The organism is Microcella alkaliphila, from assembly GCF_004216855.1.
Classification (GTDB): domain Bacteria; phylum Actinomycetota; class Actinomycetes; order Actinomycetales; family Microbacteriaceae; genus Microcella; species Microcella alkaliphila.
In genome coordinates, this window is sequence record NZ_SGXT01000016.1 from 122,794 (window position 1) to 140,645 (window position 17,852).

The window sequence follows — 17,852 nt, forward strand, 5'->3', positions numbered from 1 at the left end:
GCCTACGTCGCGCGGGTTACGGGCTGATGTCCCAGTCGATCGGCTCGGCACCCTGCAGGAGAAGCGCCGCGTTCACCCGACTGAACGGGCGTGAGCCGAAGAACCCGCGGCGGGCCGACAGAGGGCTCGGATGTGCGCTCGCGACCACCGGAACATCGCCCAGTAGCGGGCGCACGGCCTCCGCATCGCGCCCCCAGAGCACGGCGACGAGCGGTCCGCCGCGCGCGACGAGGGCGCGCACGACGGCATCGGTGACGCGCTGCCAACCGAGGCCGCGGTGCGAGTTCGCCCGGCCCGCCGCGACGGTGAGCACGCGGTTGAGTAGGAGCACGCCGCGCTCGGACCACGGTGACAGGTCGGGGTGCGGCGGCGGGGGGACTCCCACGTCATCGGCGAGCTCGCGGTAGATGTTCGCGAGACTGCGCGGAAGCGGCCGCACGGAGCGATCCGCCGAAAAGGCGAGGCCGACGGGATGGCCGGGCGTCGGGTACGGGTCTTGGCCGATGACGAGAACCCGCACATCGGCGAGCGGCACGGTCAGCGCGCGCAGCACACGCTGAGGAGCCGGTAGCCATTCGCGGCCCGCAGAGGCCTCAGCATCGAGCCGGGCGGCGATCGCCGCCAGAGCGTCGTCGAACTGCGGGTCCACCGTGTCAAGCGCCACGGCCCAGCCGTCACCCAGGCCGCCTGGCGGGGCGATGATCTCGGGGACGCGCACGGGCCCACGCTACCGAGCCCTGGGCATCCCGAGGGCTAGCCTCGCGACCATGGCATCGAGGCTGGCCGGAAAATCTGGCGCGATCACTGCAGGGCTCGTCGGGTACCTGTTCTTCGTCGAGTTCGTCAGCGGCATCATTCAGGGCTACTACATTCCGCTCATCCCGGACCTCGCCCGGTACCTCGCCATCAACGACCCCGAGTTCAACTGGTTCGAGGCCGCGCAGTTGCTGCTGAGCGCGCTCGTGGTGCCGATCCTCGCGAAGCTCGGCGACATGATCGGGCACAAGAAGGTGCTGCTGATCTCGACCGTCGTAACGGCGGGCGCGAGCTGGTGGCTCGTCGCCGCCGCCGACTTCTGGAGCTTCCTGTTCGCCTGGGCGCTACAGGGCTTCTATGTCGTCTGGCTGCCGCTCGAGATTGCGCTGATCTTCGACCGGGGGCGCACGACGGGCCGGGGCCCCTCGCAGACCCGGCGCGCGGCCGGACTGCTCGTCGTCGCCCTGCAGGCAGGCGCGATCGTGGGCGCGCTCGGCGGCGGGCGCATCTTCGACGCGTTCGACGGCAATGTGCCGTTGACATTCGCCGTGCCCGCGATCGCGGTGACGATCGCATTCTTCGTAATCCTGTTCGGGATACCCGAGTCGACACCTGTTCCCGGTCGCCGACTCGACACCGTTGGTTTCGTGCTGTTGACGCTGTCGCTCATGACCATCACGAGCGGGCTCGCGTTCCTGCGCATCAACGGGCCGGAGGCGATCTGGGTCTACCTCGTGATTCTGCTGGGGCTCGCTCTGCTCTACCCCTTCGGCCGCTGGGTGCTCGGCCACCCCGACCCGGCGATCGACATTCGTGTGCTGCGCCGGCCCGAGATGTGGCCCGTGCAGCTGGTCGCGGGGCTTTTCGGCATCAGCGTGCTGGGCGCGCAGGCGCCGCTCGCCACGTTCGCCGGCACCCCCGTCGAGGCGGGGTACGGCCTCGGGCTCGGCGCGAGTGACATCTCCACCATCGTCGGCGTCTACCTCATCGGCATGATCACCGGTGCAGCCCTGTTTTCAGCGACGGCGCGGCGACTCTCCCCTCGGGTCGCCCTCATCGTCGCGACAAGCCTCGTGGCGGTCGGCTACCTGCTCTTCTTGCCGCTCCACTTCACTCCCGTGCAGGTGGCGACCAACATGGTGATCGCGGGGCTCGGCTCGGGCGCGCTTGTCGCCGCCCTGCCGGCCGCTGCGGCCGCCGGGGCACCGCTCGGGCAGACTGGTATCGCCGCCGGCCTCACCAACACGACGAAGACGATCGGCGGCTCGTTCGCGAGCGCAATCTTCGCGATCGTCGTGGTCTACGTCGGAACGCAGTCGGTGGTCGCGACGGCTGGCACCTACGGCGGCTACATGACGGTTTTCGCGATCTGCGGCGGCACCGCCCTCATCGGCGCGGTGCTGCTCGTGTTTGTGCCGAAGCTTGCCTTCCGCGACCCGATCATCGACGAGGTGGCCGAAACGATCGCCTCTCCCGGGGCAGGGTCTGCGCGCCCCGACGCCCCTACCGAGGGCTGAGCGGACCGCGCACGAGCTTGTGCTGCGCGGCCTGCGCGACGGGCCGCATCGTCACTTCGTCGACGTTGATGTGCGCGGGCAGCCCCAGCGCGTCGACGATCACGCGGGCGACGTCGTCGGCGGTCAGCGGACGGTCCACGCCCTCGTACAGCGCCGCCGCGCGCTCGGCGTCACCCCCGAGCCGATTCAGCGTGAACTCGTCGGTGCGCACCATGCCGGGGGCCACCTGCATTACCCGCAGGGGCTCGCCGGCGAGTTCGAGGCGCAGCGCGTCCATCATGATGCGCAGACCCGCCTTCGACGCCGAGTACCCGGCGCCGCCCTCGTAGGCACGCTGGCCGGCCGTCGACGTGACGGCGACGATGTCGGCCCCGCCGCGCACGCGGGCCGTGTCGCGCAGCATCGGCACGAGGACGCGCAGCACGCGCTGGGCGCCGAGCACGTTCACGTCGAACATGCGCGCCCAGTCGGCCGTGGACGCCTCGACAACCGGATCGACCCCGATCGCGAGCCCCGCGTTCAGCACGACGGCGTCGACCGGCGGCGCCCCCGATTCACGGGATGCCCGCAGCACGTCCGCGAGGCCGGCCACGGCGGCGTCGTCGGTCACGTCGAGGACGTGCACCGAGCATCCCGTGTCGGCGGCGAGCGCCTCCAAGCGGTCGGCGCGGCGCGCGACGCCCGTGACGTGCCAGCCGGCGGCGGCGAGGCGGCGGACGGTGGCGGCGCCGATGCCGCTGGAGGCTCCGGTGACGAGGGCGTGACGTCGGGCGGGGTGGCTCGTGGAAGCGCTGTGGTCGCTCATGCTCGTAGGCTAACGCGGTGCCTACGACGACTCGCACCCCGTACTGGGATACGGCCCGCGCCATCGCCATCACCCTCGTCGTCATCGGACACGCGATTCAGCCTCTGAACAGTCAGTACGCGCCGTCGTATGCGACGTACCTCGTCATCTACGCGTTCCACATGCCGGCCTTTGCCCTGCTCGCCGGGTACTTCAGCAGGGCGGAGCCCGGGAAGAAGCAGTGGGGGCGTATCGTCACCGACCTGCTTGTGCCGTACCTGATCGTTGAGACGATCTGGACCGTCGTCCGCCTCGTCGTCACCGGCGGCACGACGTTTGACCCGGCGTCGCCGTCGTGGACAATGTGGTTCTTGCTCGCGCTCGCGATCTTCCGCATGGTGTTGCCGGTCATCGCCCGCCTGCGGTGGCCGCTCGTCGTCACGATCCTTTTGTCGGTGGGGGTCGGCTACGTCGACAGCGTCGACACGACCTTCTCGCTGTCGCGCCTGTTCGGCCTCCTGCCGTTTTTCACGCTGGGCTGGTGGCTCGCCCACACCCGCGTGATCGACCGCGTGCGCTGGCTCGAGCGCGCCCGCTTCGACCCGACGGTGGTCGTGACCCGCGCGGTGGCGGCCTTCGTATTCGGCACGGCCGCCACCATCGCCCTCATCGGCACCGACTACTTCGGGTCGATCGGCGCCGGGCGCATCCTGTTCTACGCCGACCCGTATGCGGCCCTCGGCCTCGACGAATGGTGGGCGGGCGTCGTGCGCCTGCTCGTCATCGGGCTCGGCGTGCTCATGACGCTCAGCATGCTGGCGCTCGTGCCCCGGACCGTGACGCCCATCACGTCGATCGGCACGCACACGATGTACGTGTACCTGCTGCACACGTTCCCGCTCTATGCGTTGCGGCAGAGCGAGCTCACCGGGGTGGGCGCCCCGGGGTGGGTGTGGTTCGTCGGCCTGATCGCCGGGTCGGTTGCCCTCACGGTGGTGCTCGCGAGTCGCCCCGTGCGCGCGATCACCCGACCCATCATCGAACCGCGCGTCGAGTGGCTTCTCTCGTCAAAACGCTAGTCGCGAGACACCCCGCGAGACACCCCGCGTGACGCCCGGTGTCACGGTCCGGTTACGGCGTGTGTCACGAGCCGTTGCCGCCCCACTCGCCGCCCCCTAGCGTGGGCACACCGCGACAGGGAAGGACCCATCATGAGCGAGAACCCCACCGCCGACTGGCGCTTTGAGACGCTGCAGATCCACGCCGGATCGCAGCCCGACCCGGTCACGAACGCCCGAGCGACGCCGGTCTACCGCACGACCGCCTACACGTTCAACGACTCCTCCCACGCGAAGAACCTGTTCGCGTTGGCCGAGTTCGGCAACATATACACGCGCATCCAAAACCCGACGCAGGACGTCGTCGAGCAGCGCGTCGCGGCCCTCGAGGGCGGCACGGCCGCGCTGCTGCTGTCGTCTGGCCAGTCGGCGACGACCTACGCCGTGCTGAACATCGCGAACGCGGGCGACCACATCGTCTCGTCGTCGACCGTGTACGGCGGCACCTACAACCTGTTCAAGTACACCCTCGCGAAGCTCGGCATCGAGGTCACCTTTGTCGAGGACCAGGACGACGCCGAGGCATGGCGAGCGGCGATCCGCCCGAACACGAAGCTGCTGTTCGGTGAGACGGTCGGTAACCCGAAGGTGAACATCCTCGACATCGAGAAGGTCGCCGGTGTGGCGCACGAGGCGGGACTGCCGCTCATCGTCGACAACACGATCGCGACCCCGTACCTCATTCAGCCGCTGAAGCACGGCGCCGACATCGTCGTGCACTCGGCGACGAAGTTCTTGGGCGGGCACGGCACGGTGCTCGGCGGCGTCATCGTCGACGGCGGGAGCTTCCCGTGGTCGCAGCACGTGGACAAGTTCCCGGGACTCACCGCGCCCGACCCCTCGTACCACGGCGCCAGCTACACGGGCGTGCTCGGCGACGGCATCGCCTACATCATCAAGGCGCGCGTGCAGCTCTTGCGCGACATCGGCTCGGCGATCTCGCCCGATAACGCCTGGCAGCTGATTCAGGGCATCGAGACGCTCAGCCTGCGCATCGAGCGGCACGTGCAGAACGCCCTCGCCGTCGCTCGGTGGCTCGAGGCGCACCCGGATGTTGCGCACGTCGACTACGCCGGCCTCGAGTCGAGCGCCTGGCACGCGGCCGGCCAGAAGTACGCCCCGAAGGGCGTCGGCGCGGTGCTCTCGTTCGAGCTGAAGGGCGGGGTCGACGCCGGTCGCGCGCTGGTCGACAGCGTGCAGCTGTTCAGCCACGTCGCGAACATCGGCGACGTGCGCAGCCTCATCATCCACCCCGCCTCGACGACGCACTCGCAGCTCACCGCCGAGCAGCAGCTGACGGCGGGAGTCACGCCCGGCCTCGTGCGCCTGTCCGTCGGGCTCGAAAACCTCGACGACATCATCGCCGACCTCGAGCGCGGCTTCGCCGCCGCGAAGACCGCCGGCGCGTAGCACTCGGTCCCTGGTGCACGTGCGGGCCAGCACCCCGCGCGTGCACCAGAATGGCCCTGATGGACTGGCAGACCAGCGAAGACACCGTTCCCTCGGCGTTCATCACCGAGGCGAATCGTCGCGCCCTGCGCGGCACCCCTCCGACGACCGGCGCGTGGCGCGAGGGGGATGACCCGGGCGACCGCCAATTCGCCTCGCTCGGAGCCCTCGCGCTGGTGTCGGGTGAGACGCTACCCGTCACGCGTCTCGCCTACGAGACGTGGGGCGAACTGAACGCCGACGCATCCAATGCGGTGCTCATCGTGCACGCGCTGACCGGTGACAGCCACGTGGTCGGCAGGCCCGGTCCCGGGCATCCCACCGCCGGCTGGTGGGGCGGCATCGTCGGTCCGGGCCTTCCGATCGACACTGACCGCTACTTCGTCGTCGCCCCCAACATGCTGGGCGGCTGCCAGGGATCGACCGGCCCCGCCTCCTTCGCCCCCGACGGCGTCGAGTGGGGGTCGCGCTTCCCGTACCTCACGATCCGCGACCAGGTTGCCGCGCAGCGCCTGCTCGCCGACCGGCTGGGCATCGAGCGCTTCGCCGCCGTCATCGGCGGGTCGATGGGCGGGATGCACGCGATCGAGTGGGCGGTCGGCTCGCCCGATCGACTCGACCGCGTCGCCATCCTCGCCGCTCCTGCCATTTCGAACGCCGATCAGATCGCTCTGAACTCGGTGCAGATCGAGGCGATCCGCATGGATCCGACGTTCCGCAACGGCGCCTACTACGACGAGGACGAGGGGCCGTATCGCGGGCTCGCCCTTGCCCGGCGCATGGCGCTCCTGAATTACCGCTCACCCGACGAGCTGAATGAGCGTTTCGAACGCTCATGGCAGGGCGCCCTCGACCCGCTCGGCCACGGCGGGCGCTTCGCGGTCGAAAGCTACCTCGACTTTCACGGCAACAAGTTCACCCGGCGATTCGACGCCAACAGCTACATCACGCTCGTCGAGGCGATGAACTCGCACGACGTCACCCGCGGCCGCGGCACGCTCGCCGACGTGCTCGGGACGGTCACCGCACGCGCCCTTGTGCTCGGCATCGACACCGACCGGCTGTTCCCGGTCGAACAGCAGCAGGCGATCGCAGCGGGCATCCCGACGACCATTCACGGCTCGGAAGCGGTCGTCATCTCCTCCCCCTTCGGCCACGACGCGTTCCTCATCGAGGACGAGCTCGTCGGCCGGCATCTAGCGGCGCTGCTCGCCGACTGACCCCGCTCGCGTGTCGGCGCCGGGGCGCACGGGACGCAGGATGACAGACTGACCCTGTGATCGAGCGCGAACGACGCAGTCTGCTGCAGCGGGCGGCGCGCGCGATCGGGCTCTCGGGCCTCATCATCGCGGCGTTCTGTCTGTCGCTGCCGGGCATCGTCGACCCCGATCTGCTGCCATCCGTCATGATCTTGCTCATTGGTCAGGCAGGCGCGCTCATTATGGTCGGCCGCAGCGAGCACGTCGGCTGGCCGGCGCTCACGATCGTGCTCGGCCTCGCAGCACTCGCTGTCGCGCAACTGCCGTTCGGCGGAAACACGTCGGTGTCGCTGCCGATCGCGCTCGCCCCGCTCGGCGCCGTCGGCATCGGCGCCGTCGGCATCGTGTTGAGCGAGAGCCAGCCACGCTGGCTGCTCTGGGCGGGCGGAACGCTCGGCTCGGCCTTCCTCGTCGCCCTTGCCGGCCCCACAATGGGCTTCTTCTCCACAGCGGCGATCGCGACGCTCGCCGGCTGGACCATCACGATGATCATCGGCATCTGGGTGACGGTCGGCGTGCAGCGCTCGCTCGTGCGCATCGACGGAATCGGGCGGGCCCACCAGGTGGAGCGCCAGGCGAGCGAGATGGAGGCGCAGCGGCGGCAGAGCGCGCGTCTGCTGCACGACACGGTGCTCGCAACCCTGACGTTGCTCGCCCACTCGGGTGTCGGCGTGAGCGCTGATGCGCTCCGCCAGCAGGCGACAGAGGATGCTCGCCTGTTGCGCCAGTTGCGGCTCGGCTCGACCCCCATGCCGCGGTTCTCGGGCTCGTACAACCTCGAACCCGTGTCGGAGTCGACGCTTGGCACGACGCTGGAAAGCGTCAAGCAGCGTTTCCTCCGCATGGGCCTCGAAGTGCGTTGGCACGGTACCGGCCAGGTTCTCTTGCGCAGCGACGTGCTCGATGCGTTCCTGTTCGCCCTGGCGGAGTGTCTCGAGAACGTGCGCCGGCACGCCGGTGTCACCGACGCCGACGTCACGATCACCGAGAGTGACGACACCCTGCGCGCCGTGGTGACCGACGCGGGGGTGGGATTCTCCCTCGACGAGGTCGAGGTCGGGCGGCTTGGCGTCGCCGAGTCGGTCATCGCCCGGCTGCGGGACGTCGGCGGAAATGCGCGATTGTTTTCGACCCCCGGGGCCGGCACCACCGTCATTCTCGAGGTGCCGCGATGAGCGGCAAGCACGCGTCGGCGGCGCCCGACGAGCGAACCCTCGGTGCCCGTATCCGCCCGGCCGGCGCCCGCTCGTCGACCCGCCGTGGCTCCCCCACCTCGACGCACGTGTCCGCGCTCGGCAGCGGCTTCCTCGGCATCGGCATCGCGATCGTCGCAGCGCTGCAGTCGATGCTCGGCCTCGGCATCTTCCTGGCGCGCGCCGACACCTACGCGAGCCTGCTGCCCGCCGTCTCGGCGTGGACCCTGCTGCTCGTCACCTTCCTCGGCATCATCGTGACGATCTCCGCGACGGGCGAGCGGCTGCCCGACTGGTTGTACGCGTTCTTCCTCGTCGCCCTCGGCGCCGTCGTCTGGCTCGATTTTGTGGCTATTGCGCCGTTCAATGACGTGGGACGCAATGCCAGCGCATCCATTTCGGCGGGGTTCGTCCTGCTCGTCATCGTGACGCTGCGATCACGCTGGGAGGTGCTGGTCGCCACCAGCCTGCTGGGCGTCGCCTTCGTCGTGGCGATCGTGCTGACCACCCCGCTCACGCCCGTAACGATTCCGTATCAGGTGACCGCCGTCGCCCTCGCGGTGTCGCCCGGCATCATCGGCGTCATGCTCGTTGCGGGCTTTGAACGCATTCTGCGACGCGAACTGGATCGAGTACTCGTGCAGTCGACCGTCACGGCGCCGCGGCTCGCCGTCGGAATGCTCGCCAGCGAGGAGCTCGCGCGGCTTGACTATGACGCGGAGGAGCTCCTCGACGCGGTGGCCACGGGGGATGCTCCCCTTCCGCTCCCGCCATCGCTTGCGTCGCGCGCATCCTCGCTCGCGACGGAGTTGCGCCTGCACCTCGTGCAGGGCAGGCGTGAGACGTGGCTGTTCCACGCGATCACTGAGTCGGATCACCTCGGCCGTCACGTCACGGTCAGTGATCCGGGGACGCTTGCGGGTCTGCTCGATGACGTGCAGCGCGACGCCCTGTTGGCGGCCCTGTGGTTACTGTCGACCGACCCGGTCGGAGTGGCGCCCGCGCGCACCATTGCCGTCGAGCTCGGCCCGATGGTGGGCGGGGCGGTCTCCACCGGCGGCGACCGGACGATCGTCCCCATCGCGATCCGTGTCTCAGGAATGAAACGGAATCGTGTCGACCCCGGTGTGTGGGAAGCCCTCGACCGCGTCGGGCGTTACAGTGACACCACGGCCCAGGGCTCGCTTCGCATCGAGGTGGACTGCGTGGTCGTGAACCCGGCTGACGCCGCCCGGCCCTCCTGACCGGGCACGCGAGCCGACGAACCTGTGGAGGGGCACCGCATGGCATCCGCGAACCCGTCGATCCGTCTGGCGATCGTTGACGACCACCGCATGCTTCTGGGGGCTCTGACGGAGTGGATCCGTCAGGCCGCCGACGACATTGACATGGTGGCGGCGGTGGCGAGCTGGCCAGAGCTGCTCGCCCACCCCGAGTTCCCGGTCGATGTGGTGCTTCTCGACCTCGACCTCAAAGACAACATCCCCGTATCGCTGAAGATTCAGACGCTGAAGTCGACCGGCGTGCGGGTCGTGCTCATGAGCACCTACTCCGAGCCGAACGTGGTGCGCGAGGCGCTGAACGCGGGCGCGCTCGGTTACCTCGTGAAGAGCGAAGACGCCGGGATGATCGTGGAGGCGATCCGCGCCGCTCGCCAGGGCGAGTCGTTCATTTCGACAGAGCTCGACCTCGCGCTGCACGCCAGCGAGGGCGGCGGGTCGCCGCGCCTCAGCGCGCAGGAGCGGCGCGTCATGGCGCTGTACGGCGCCGGTGAACCCGTGAAGTCGGTCGCGTACCAGCTCGGCATCTCGGAGGAGACGGCGAAGAGCTACCTCAAGCGGATCCGCGAGAAGTACCGCATTGCCGGTATTGACGTCGGCACGAAGGTGGCGCTGCGGAAGCAGGCCATCAACGACGGGATTCTCGTCGACACCCCGACCGGGGCGAGCCCGGTCTAGGCGACGAAACCGGTCTAGCCGCGCACCCGCGCGCCCTCACCCCGGGCAACCACGACGCTCAGCAGTGCGAGGCCGACTCCGATCGCGGCGAGCACCAGGCCCACCCAGGCGGGTGCGAGGTAGCCGAACCCTGCGACGACGACGAGCCCGCCGAGGAACGCGCCGAGCGCGTTGCCGAGGTTGAGGGCCGAGTGGTTGAGGGCCGCGGCGAGCGTTTGGGAGTCGCCCGCAACATCCATGAGGCGCGTTTGGATGATCGGGGACAGGGCGGCGGCGGTGAATCCGACGGTGAAGGTGCCGATGGCGGCGCCGACCGGCGTGCCCCCCGCGAGGCCTGTGAGGGTGAGCGCCGCGGCGAGGCCCGCGAAGGCGATGAACACGGCGCGCGTGGCGCCGCCGTCGGCGAGGCGACCGCCGAGAAGGTTGCCGAGGGTCATGCCGACGCCCGTGCTGGCGAGCAGCCACGGCACCGCGGCCGCGGAGAAGCCGGCCTCCTCGGTCGCGAGGGGCGCGATGTAGCTGTAGACGGCGAAGAAGCCGCCGAAGCCTATGGCGCCGACGGAGACGGCGATCCAGACTTGGGGGCGCGCGAAGGCCGCCAGTTCGCGGCGGATCGTCGAGTTCGGGTCGCCGGCGATTGGCGGAACGAGGATGCGCACGGCGAGGATCGTGGCCGCGAAGACGGCGGCCACGAGCAGGTAGGCGGCGCGCCAGCCGGCGGCCTGGCCGGCCGCGGTGATGATCGGCACGCCGATCACGGTCGAGACGGTGAGGCCTGCGAGCACGAGCGCGACGCCCTGGCCGCGCTTGCCGGGGCCCATAAGTTCGGCGGCGACGAGCGCGGCGACGCCGAAGTAGGCGCCGTGCGGGAGCCCGGCGATGAAGCGGGCGGCGATCACGCCCTCGATGGTGGGAAGTGCGGCGGTCGCAAGGGTGGCGAGCGTGAAGGCGACGGCGAGGGCGACGAGCAGGCCGCGGCGGGGGAACCGCCCGGCGATCGCCGCGATCGTCGGGGCTCCGACGACGACGCCGAGGGCGTAGGCGGTGATGACCCAGCCGGTGAGTCCGATTGCGGCGTCGGGGTCGGTGGCGAGCAGGCCCGGCACGAGGTCTGCGGCGATGTCGGGCAACAGGCCCATGGCGGCGAATTCGGTGACGCCGATGCCGAAGCCGCCGAGCGCGAGGGCGAGCAGCGCGGCGATCGTTCGGCGGCGAGACAGGGCCGGAATTCGGTGGGTCGCCGCGTCCGTCGGCGTGGGCACAGTCGGCACGGACTCGGTCGGCACGGATCCGGCCGGCACGGAGGGCGTTGTCACCTGTTCAGCCTATCGAATCGATTCGAGTGGGGTGCCCCTCCCCGGAGCCTCAGAACGGTGGTTCGTCGGGGAGCGGCGCTCTCGGCCCGAATTGTCGGCGCGGTCGGGGAGGCGGGCTGCCGTCGTCGCGGCGTTCGCGCGACCGCACAGGTCTCGCCTCCGTCGCCTTTCGCGCAGTGCTTCGCACCCGCGGCGGGTCGTCGAAGCCCGGTGGTTCGGTCACGTGGACGCGCGTGCGCGGCGATGTCCATTCGAGGCGCCCGGCGCCGAGGTGTTTCACGCTCCACGAGGTTCGGTGCTTCAGCTGGTGGTGTGACCGGCACAGGTGGGCAAGGTTGTCGGCGGAGGTCTCGCCCCCGTGAGCCCAGTCGACAGTGTGGTCGAGTTCGCAAACGCTCGCGGCCCGCACGCAGCCGGGGAACCGACACGTGTCGTCGCGCACCCGGAGGGCGGCGGCCAGGTCGGCGGGCACGGCGTAGCGCTCGCGGCCGACGCTGAGCACGGCGCCGGTGTGGGGGTCGGTGAGGATGCGCCGGAAGCTCGGTGCTCGAGCCGCCCACCGCGCAGCCGTCTCGTCGTCGATAGGACCGTAGCCTTCCAGGTGCGCCGCCCGGGCGTCGGCGGGTACGTCGACGCCGGCACGGGCAAGCAGCGTCAGGGCGGGAACCGTGATCGAGACGCGGGGTCTGATGCCGTGGCCGAGCGGCACCCGGCCGGAATCGCCGCTCGTGCCGGGGGACGAGGCCGCGCCGTCGCAGCCGAACGCGTCGCACGAACCGCCCGGCACCTCTCCCGCGACGAGGAGTGCCGTGAAGACGTCGGCACGGCGCTGGGCCGCGGTACGCGTCTCGCCGTCCCCGGCGAGGTGGCGCGCGATGTCGTTCACCCGGTCGTGGATCGCCACCGCGTCAACGGCTGGCAGGTAGGCGGTGAGGTAGGCCATCGCGTCGGCGGCGGGCTCGACCGCCACCCACCGTTCGGCGCTGGCCGTCTCGGCCCGCTGCTCGATCGGTTCGGGGTGCATCAGTTCGCGAAGCCGCCGCAGCCGTCGCGCGAATGGGCCGACGCCCATGCGCTCTGCTGCGGATAGCGCCAGTCGCTCAAACTCGGCCCGCGTCTCGGCCGGTAGGTCGCACGCCCGGTCGATGATCAACTGAGCATGACGCGGCGTGATGACTGCGCGCTCGAGGGCGTCGGCCGTCTCGGACAGTTGGGCGCCAAGCAACTCGGCGTGCGCGATGCGGGTTTCGGCGGTGCGCTCCGACTCGCGCAGCAGCGTGGCCAGCTCGGTGGCGAGTTCGCGGCGGGCGGTGAAGCGGGGCGTCCAGGTGGCGCCGCGGCGTGCATCCGCAGAATCAGCGCCTGATGATGCGGATCGCGCAGCGGCTGTTGCGGCAACGCGGCGCTCGGTCAGTGCGCGCAACTGCTCGATCGTGCGCGCGCGACGCGCCTCGATGAGCGACTCACGAGCCTGCAATTCGATCAGGTCGTCGAGCAGTTGCTGCTCGCGCTCGCCGTCGGGATCGGCGAGGGGCACCGCGACCCCGAACCGGTTGACCACGGCGTGGCGGTCGAAGCTCGGGGTGGCGGTGGGGGCGTCCATGAGTGAAGTGAACCAGCGACCACCGACATCCGGCGGGCGGCGGCCGGCCGCGGGCGCGCGGGCTGGGGATAACCTTGCCGAGCGGCATGAGACCGCATTGAAACACCGCACAGCTACAGGCCAGACGGCCGCGACAACCCCCGTTTACGGCGTGTCGTCCGCCCCGTCGCCACCCTCCAGCGCCGCCTCCAGCCGCGCCACCTTGCCGTTCAGCTCGCCGACGCGCCCCGGCCGAATGTCGGCCTTCAGCACGAGCGAGACCCGCGTACCGTACTCGCCGACGGCCTCCGTGGCGCGGCGCACGACGTCCATGACCTCGTCCCACTCCCCCTCGATCTCGGTGAACATCGACGACGTGCGGTTCGGCAGCCCCGACTCGCGCACGATGCGCACCGCGGCCGCCACCGCCTCGTGCACCGAGTCGGGTTCCGAACCGGCCCTGCCGCCCGACGGGGCGACCGAAAAGGCGACGATCATGGGGATGCTCCTTCCACGTCCGCGACGGCGACAGGCGCCGAGCGCGCCTCGCCGTCCGCCCCCATCCTGCCCCGCGCGAGAGCCACGAGCATCCAGGTCGCCCACAGGAGCAGCGCGAGGTATGCGAGGTTGCGGACGGTGAGCACCACGAGCATCCAGGGTTCGGCGCTCAAGACGGCGCCGTATTCGACCGGGTAGATCACCTGCGTAAGTGCCGCGGCGGCGATCGCGATCGTCGCGGGCACGCGGAACCGCACGCCTCCGTCGGCGCGGGCGAGGATGCCGAGCACGATCGGCGCCGCGAGCCACGTCGCGAACTGCGGAGATCCGACCTTGTTCACCGTGATCAGCGCGGCCACGAGGGCGAGCGTGAGGGCGGGCAACAGTAGGTGCTCGGCGACCTTGCGGCGACGCGCGAGAAGACCGAGGGCGAGCACGCCCAGCACAACCGCGGCGAGCACAGGGGTCGCGAGTGCCGCCATGAGTTCGCTGCCCGGCCCCGACACCTGCCAGGTGAGAATGTCGGTGTCGTAGGCGATGACGGCCAACCGGTCGGCACCGGCCCCGCGAACGCCCGCGCCGCTGCCCGAGAGGCCCGCGAGCCACATCCAGGGCAGAGCGAGCGGCGACTCGACCTGCAGGCCACGGCCGGTCTGCTCGGTGAGCGGGCTGAGGAGCGCCCACCCACCGCCGAGCAGCACGCCCACCCCGATCACCACGACGCTGACGCCGAGGAAGCCGCGGGACACGTCGACCCAGCGTCGAGCGGCGACGACCGCGGCCAGCAGCAGCGCCCCCGGCCACACCTTCACCCAGGCACCCGCCGCCATGAGAGCGCCCGCCCAGCGCGGATGCTCCGCCAGTACCGCGGCCGCCGAAACCGCGAGCGCGGCCGTCACCGCGTCGATGCGGCCGAGCGCGATCGGGCCCAGCACGGCGAGAAACGCCAGCCACCACCAGGCCGCGGCGACCCGGCGCACGTCGCGCTGCACGCCCGCGAGCGCCACCAGCGCGATCGCGTTGAGCGCCGACATGAGCAGCAGCCACGCGAGCGACCCGGCAAGCCCCTGCCCAAACGGGAACACGGCGAGCATCGGCAGCAGCGCCGGGTAGGGGTACACCCACGCCGTGTCGATGCCGACCCAGCCCTCGCCGGTGATGCCGAGCCCCGCCCAGAACGGGTACACCAGCTGGACGTCGCCGAGCGGCAAGCCCGGCAGCAGCAGGTTTCCGGCGACCAACCAGGCGTGCACCGCGACGAAGCCGCCGATGAGGGCGACGGGATGCGCGCCCAGCGCCCTGAGGCGCGCCCGGGTCAGCGCTCGCTCCCGGGTCAGCGCTCGCTCCCGTCGAGCAGCCCGCGAATGACGGCTGGCACGGCCGCGCACAGGTCAAGAATCGTCAGCGGCCCGCCCGCCGAGGCGCGCAGCGCCGCCCGCCCGTGCACGATCGCCGCGGCGGCGGCGAGCTCGGCCAGCCGGTCGTGGTCCGCACCGCGTGCGATCTCGCTGAGCGCGAGGTCGCGCGCGTGCGTTGCGACGAGCGCTCCCAGGATGCCCGCGAGCGCGTCACCGGCGCCGGCGGTGGCGAGCCAGGGCGTCGCCTCCGCGACCACGAGCATCCGGCCGTCGGGAGTGGCAATGCGCGTCGTGGCGCCCTTCAGCAGTACGACAGCGTCGAGCGTGACCGCGGCGTCGCGCACGGCGCGCTCGGGGTCGGCCGTGACGGTGGCGCGGTCGACGCCGGTGAGTCGGGCGAGCTCACCCGCGTGCGGAGTGAGCACGCGCGGCACGGAACGGGCGCGCGGGTCTCGAGCGAGCGGCAGGGCTCCGGCGTCGAGCACGAGCGGGGCGCCCGCCTCCAGGGCGACGCTCACGCGGTGCTCCGCGAGCGGGTCGGTCTCACCGGAGTCGTCGAGTCCTGAGCCGATCAGCCACGCCTGCGCGCGGCCCGCAGCCGTGACGGTCTCCGGGCGGCGGGCGAGCACGAGATCGGCGGCGCGGCGCGGCCCGAGGTAGCGCACCATGCCGAGCCCCGTACGCAGTGCCGCCTCGACGGCGAGCACCGCGGCGCCCGGGTATCGGTCAGACCCGGCAACGACGCCGAGCACCCCGCGCGCGTACTTGTCGTCGGAATCCTCGGGCACGCGGATGCACGCGGCCGCATCTGACACCCCGAACGTCCCAGCCTCACCGCTCATGCGCCCACCCTACGGCGGGAATACGCTCAGCCGCCGTCCGCTTGGATGAAAGCGTGGATTCGATGCTTTTCAGCCCCCTGACCCTCCGATCGCTGACCCTGCGCAACCGCCTGTGGGTGTCGCCGCTGTGCCAGTACTCGTCGACGAACGCCGACGGCATGCCGACCGACTGGCACCTCGTGCACCTCGGCTCGTTCGCCCGCGGCGGTGCGGGCCTCGTCATGGCCGAGGCGACCGCCGTCGTTCCGGAAGGGCGCATTAGCCCGCACGACACCGGCATCTGGAACGACGAGCAGGCCGCCGCGTGGAAGCGGGTCACCGACTTCATCCACAGCCAGGGCTCGGCCGCGGCGATCCAGCTCGCCCACGCGGGCCGCAAGGCGAGCGTCTATCCCGAGTGGGGAACGCTCGCCGGCGGGCACGCCGGACGCGGCACGGTGCCGGTCGAGCAGGGCGGTTGGGTGACCGAGGCGCCGAGCGCGATTGCGTTCGAGCCATACGCGACGCCCGCCGCACTGTCGGCCTCGCGCATCCAGGAGCTTGTTCAGGCGTTCGCCGACGGCGCGCGTCGCAGCGTCGAGGCCGGCTTCGACCTCGTCGAGATTCACGCCGCCCACGGCTACTTGATTCACCAGTTCCTGTCGCCGCTGTCGAACGAGCGCGGCGACGAGTACGGCGGCTCACTCGAGAACCGCGCGCGCTTCCTGCTCGACATCGTGCGGGCCGTACGCGCCACCGTCGACGTGCCGGTGCTCGTGCGCTTCAGCGCCACCGACTACACCGAGGGCGGCTGGGACGAAGACCAGACGGCGACCGTTGCCCATTGGGCGCTCGAGGCCGGAGCCGACCTGTTCGACATCTCATCCGGCGGGCTCGTGCGCGCGCCGATCCCCGTCGGGCCCGGCTACCAGGTGCCGCTCGCGGCGCACGTCCGCGAGCACGGCGAGGTGCCGGTCAACGCCGTCGGACTCATCACGACCGCCGAGCAGGCGGAGCAGATCCTGCGCGAGGGGAAGGCCGACGCGATCATGATGGGCCGCGAGTTCATGCGCGACCCACACGCGCCGCTGCGATTTGCCCGCGAACTCGGCGTCGAGTTCGACGAAGGCGCCGACATCTGGCCGCCGCAGTACGTGCGCGCGAACGTGTAGCGGTCAGCGCGGCGCCCCTGCGCCCCTGCGCCGCCAACTCTCTGCGCCACCAACCACTGGGTGTCGCGTCGCCCCGGTGGTTCGCATAACACGCCGCGACTGAAGCGCGCCACGCCGCGGCTCATCGGTCGAACCGGGGCCAGGCGACACTCGCACCACGGGCGATCTCGAAGTTCGGGCCGGCTTCACCGTCCGGGGCTCAGGATGCTCGGGCCGGCTTCACCGCCCGGCCGAGCACCGAGGTGGTCACGTGGTCGACGGTCGCGCCGTCGCCGCTCGTCAACATGAGGCGCAGCGACCGCATGAGCGCCGAACGCCGGTCGTCATCGAAGCGGTCGACGACGGGGCCGAACGGGGTGCCGAACAGCCCGTTCAGCTCGGCGTCGAGGCTCGGCCAGCGCACGGGCAGCGACTCGCGCGCCGCACGCACCTCGGATAGCCCCGCGCCCACCAGCGCGTCGACGACGTCGGCCACCGACATGGTGAGCGCTGCGTTCGAGATCGTGCGCGGGGTGCCTGCCGCGGCCGCGTCAGCGGTGAGCGCGTCGGCGAAGGCGTCGAACGGGTCGAGCCGCTCGCCCTCTGCCCACACGGCGACGACGAGCACTCCGCCGGGGCGCAGCACACGCCGGCACTCGGCGAGGGCGGCCCGCCGGTCGGCCATGAAGGGCAGCCCCTGCTGGCAGAGCACGGCGTCGACGCTGTCGTCGGGCAGCTTGATGGCGGTCGCGTCGCCGACCAGCGCTTCGATGGGGGCGCGGCCGGGCGCGGCGTCCTCGATGGCGTAGTCGAGCATCCGGGCGCTCGAATCGCACGCGATCACGCGACCGGACTCACCGACGGCCGCGGCCGCCGCCCGCGAGGCGGCACCCGTGCCGGCGGCGACGTCGAGCACCGTCGCGCCGGGCGTGAGGCGCGCGAGGCGCACCAGCCGGTGAGCCCACGGCTCGAAGAGGACGGGATCGAGGTAGCGGTGATAGTTCTCGGGAACGCTCGGTGCGTCGAAGTGGTTGCGGCGCGGCGCGCCCGCCGCAGAACTCGACGAGCGGGATGCGGTTGCCGCGTTCACGG

General features: G+C 71.1%; 16 protein-coding genes. 8 read left to right on the forward strand and 8 right to left on the reverse strand.

Features of this window, described 5'->3' with window-relative positions; genetic code table 11:
* Nucleotides 1-16 precede the first annotated feature (16 nt).
* Complete coding sequence (locus EV140_RS09295; RefSeq protein ID WP_422386112.1) at nucleotides 17-718, reverse strand: uracil-DNA glycosylase; 702 nt, start codon at nucleotides 716-718, stop codon at nucleotides 17-19.
* A 49-nt stretch (nucleotides 719-767) separates the two neighbouring features.
* On the opposite strand from EV140_RS09295, the gene EV140_RS09300 reads away from it, so the two are divergent.
* Nucleotides 768-2,273, forward strand: a complete 1,506-nt coding sequence (locus EV140_RS09300; RefSeq protein WP_241971403.1) for an MFS transporter — start codon at nucleotides 768-770, stop codon at nucleotides 2,271-2,273.
* Here EV140_RS09300 and EV140_RS09305 read toward each other — a convergent pair.
* Nucleotides 2,260-3,078, reverse strand: coding sequence for an SDR family oxidoreductase (locus tag EV140_RS09305; RefSeq protein WP_130283260.1), 819 nt, complete (start codon nucleotides 3,076-3,078; stop codon nucleotides 2,260-2,262). The genes EV140_RS09300 and EV140_RS09305 overlap by 14 nt on opposite strands.
* 17 nt (nucleotides 3,079-3,095) lie before the next feature.
* On the opposite strand from EV140_RS09305, the gene EV140_RS09310 reads away from it, so the two are divergent.
* The 6 genes from EV140_RS09310 to EV140_RS09335 all read left to right on the forward strand — a co-directional run bounded on the left by EV140_RS09310 (nucleotide 3,096) and on the right by EV140_RS09335 (nucleotide 10,034).
* The gene (locus tag EV140_RS09310) at nucleotides 3,096-4,136 is read left to right on the forward strand and encodes an acyltransferase family protein (protein WP_130283262.1); all 1,041 of its coding nucleotides are present in this window, start codon (nucleotides 3,096-3,098) and stop codon (nucleotides 4,134-4,136) included.
* A gap of 132 nt (nucleotides 4,137-4,268) precedes the next feature.
* Entirely contained in the window at nucleotides 4,269-5,585 is a 1,317-nt protein-coding gene (locus EV140_RS09315; protein WP_130283264.1) for a bifunctional o-acetylhomoserine/o-acetylserine sulfhydrylase, read from the forward strand.
* Nucleotides 5,586-5,644: 59 nt separating this feature from the next.
* Complete coding sequence (metX, locus tag EV140_RS09320; RefSeq protein ID WP_130283266.1) at nucleotides 5,645-6,844, forward strand: homoserine O-acetyltransferase MetX; 1,200 nt, start codon at nucleotides 5,645-5,647, stop codon at nucleotides 6,842-6,844.
* A 56-nt stretch (nucleotides 6,845-6,900) separates the two neighbouring features.
* Nucleotides 6,901-8,058 carry a sensor histidine kinase gene (locus tag EV140_RS09325; protein WP_130283268.1) on the forward strand — a complete coding sequence of 386 codons (1,158 nt, stop codon included), beginning with the start codon at nucleotides 6,901-6,903 and terminating at the stop codon, nucleotides 8,056-8,058.
* Entirely contained in the window at nucleotides 8,055-9,320 is a 1,266-nt protein-coding gene (locus tag EV140_RS09330; RefSeq protein ID WP_130283270.1) for a hypothetical protein, read from the forward strand. The genes EV140_RS09325 and EV140_RS09330 overlap by 4 nt, the downstream gene beginning before the upstream one ends.
* A gap of 39 nt (nucleotides 9,321-9,359) precedes the next feature.
* A complete protein-coding gene (locus EV140_RS09335; protein ID WP_096422137.1) occupies nucleotides 9,360-10,034 on the forward strand; it encodes a response regulator transcription factor in 675 nt (224 codons plus the stop codon).
* A 14-nt stretch (nucleotides 10,035-10,048) separates the two neighbouring features.
* On the opposite strand, the gene EV140_RS09340 is transcribed toward EV140_RS09335, so the two are convergent.
* The 5 genes from EV140_RS09340 to EV140_RS09360 all read right to left on the reverse strand — a co-directional run bounded on the left by EV140_RS09340 (nucleotide 10,049) and on the right by EV140_RS09360 (nucleotide 15,630).
* The gene (locus tag EV140_RS09340) at nucleotides 10,049-11,350 is read right to left on the reverse strand and encodes an MFS transporter (protein ID WP_338418546.1); all 1,302 of its coding nucleotides are present in this window, start codon (nucleotides 11,348-11,350) and stop codon (nucleotides 10,049-10,051) included.
* A 49-nt stretch (nucleotides 11,351-11,399) separates the two neighbouring features.
* Entirely contained in the window at nucleotides 11,400-12,953 is a 1,554-nt protein-coding gene (locus EV140_RS09345) for an HNH endonuclease signature motif containing protein (protein WP_130283272.1), read from the reverse strand.
* Between the two features lie 144 nt (nucleotides 12,954-13,097).
* Complete coding sequence (locus EV140_RS09350; RefSeq protein WP_130283274.1) at nucleotides 13,098-13,430, reverse strand: thiamine-binding protein; 333 nt, start codon at nucleotides 13,428-13,430, stop codon at nucleotides 13,098-13,100.
* Nucleotides 13,427-14,818 carry a glycosyltransferase 87 family protein gene (locus EV140_RS09355; protein ID WP_198674412.1) on the reverse strand — a complete coding sequence of 464 codons (1,392 nt, stop codon included), beginning with the start codon at nucleotides 14,816-14,818 and terminating at the stop codon, nucleotides 13,427-13,429. Before EV140_RS09355 ends, EV140_RS09350 begins: the two co-directional genes overlap by 4 nt.
* Nucleotides 14,764-15,630: an NAD(P)H-hydrate dehydratase gene (locus tag EV140_RS09360; protein ID WP_130283278.1), complete on the reverse strand. Its 867-nt coding sequence runs from the start codon at nucleotides 15,628-15,630 to the stop codon at nucleotides 14,764-14,766. The genes EV140_RS09355 and EV140_RS09360 overlap by 55 nt, the downstream gene beginning before the upstream one ends.
* A gap of 62 nt (nucleotides 15,631-15,692) precedes the next feature.
* Between EV140_RS09360 and EV140_RS09365 the strand changes: the two genes are divergently transcribed.
* Nucleotides 15,693-16,781: an NADH:flavin oxidoreductase/NADH oxidase gene (locus EV140_RS09365; protein WP_130283549.1), complete on the forward strand. Its 1,089-nt coding sequence runs from the start codon at nucleotides 15,693-15,695 to the stop codon at nucleotides 16,779-16,781.
* Nucleotides 16,782-16,980: 199 nt separating this feature from the next.
* Here EV140_RS09365 and EV140_RS09370 read toward each other — a convergent pair whose 3' ends face one another.
* Nucleotides 16,981-17,850 (reverse strand): class I SAM-dependent methyltransferase, encoded by an 870-nt coding sequence (locus tag EV140_RS09370; protein ID WP_130283280.1) that lies wholly within the window; start codon nucleotides 17,848-17,850, stop codon nucleotides 16,981-16,983.
* Nucleotides 17,851-17,852 lie beyond the last annotated feature (2 nt).

Coding starts and splice junctions, on each gene's coding strand:
- metX (WP_130283266.1), top strand. CDS start 5,645: ATGGACTGGCAGACCAGCGAAGACACCGTTCCCTCGGCGTTCATCACC.
- EV140_RS09305 (WP_130283260.1), bottom strand. CDS start 3,078: ATGAGCGACCACAGCGCTTCCACGAGCCACCCCGCCCGACGTCACGCC.
- EV140_RS09360 (WP_130283278.1), bottom strand. CDS start 15,630: ATGAGCGGTGAGGCTGGGACGTTCGGGGTGTCAGATGCGGCCGCGTGC.
- EV140_RS09330 (WP_130283270.1), top strand. CDS start 8,055: ATGAGCGGCAAGCACGCGTCGGCGGCGCCCGACGAGCGAACCCTCGGT.
- EV140_RS09315 (WP_130283264.1), top strand. CDS start 4,269: ATGAGCGAGAACCCCACCGCCGACTGGCGCTTTGAGACGCTGCAGATC.
- EV140_RS09300 (WP_241971403.1), top strand. CDS start 768: ATGGCATCGAGGCTGGCCGGAAAATCTGGCGCGATCACTGCAGGGCTC.
- EV140_RS09335 (WP_096422137.1), top strand. CDS start 9,360: ATGGCATCCGCGAACCCGTCGATCCGTCTGGCGATCGTTGACGACCAC.
- EV140_RS09365 (WP_130283549.1), top strand. CDS start 15,693: ATGCTTTTCAGCCCCCTGACCCTCCGATCGCTGACCCTGCGCAACCGC.
- EV140_RS09350 (WP_130283274.1), bottom strand. CDS start 13,430: ATGATCGTCGCCTTTTCGGTCGCCCCGTCGGGCGGCAGGGCCGGTTCG.
- EV140_RS09345 (WP_130283272.1), bottom strand. CDS start 12,953: ATGGACGCCCCCACCGCCACCCCGAGCTTCGACCGCCACGCCGTGGTC.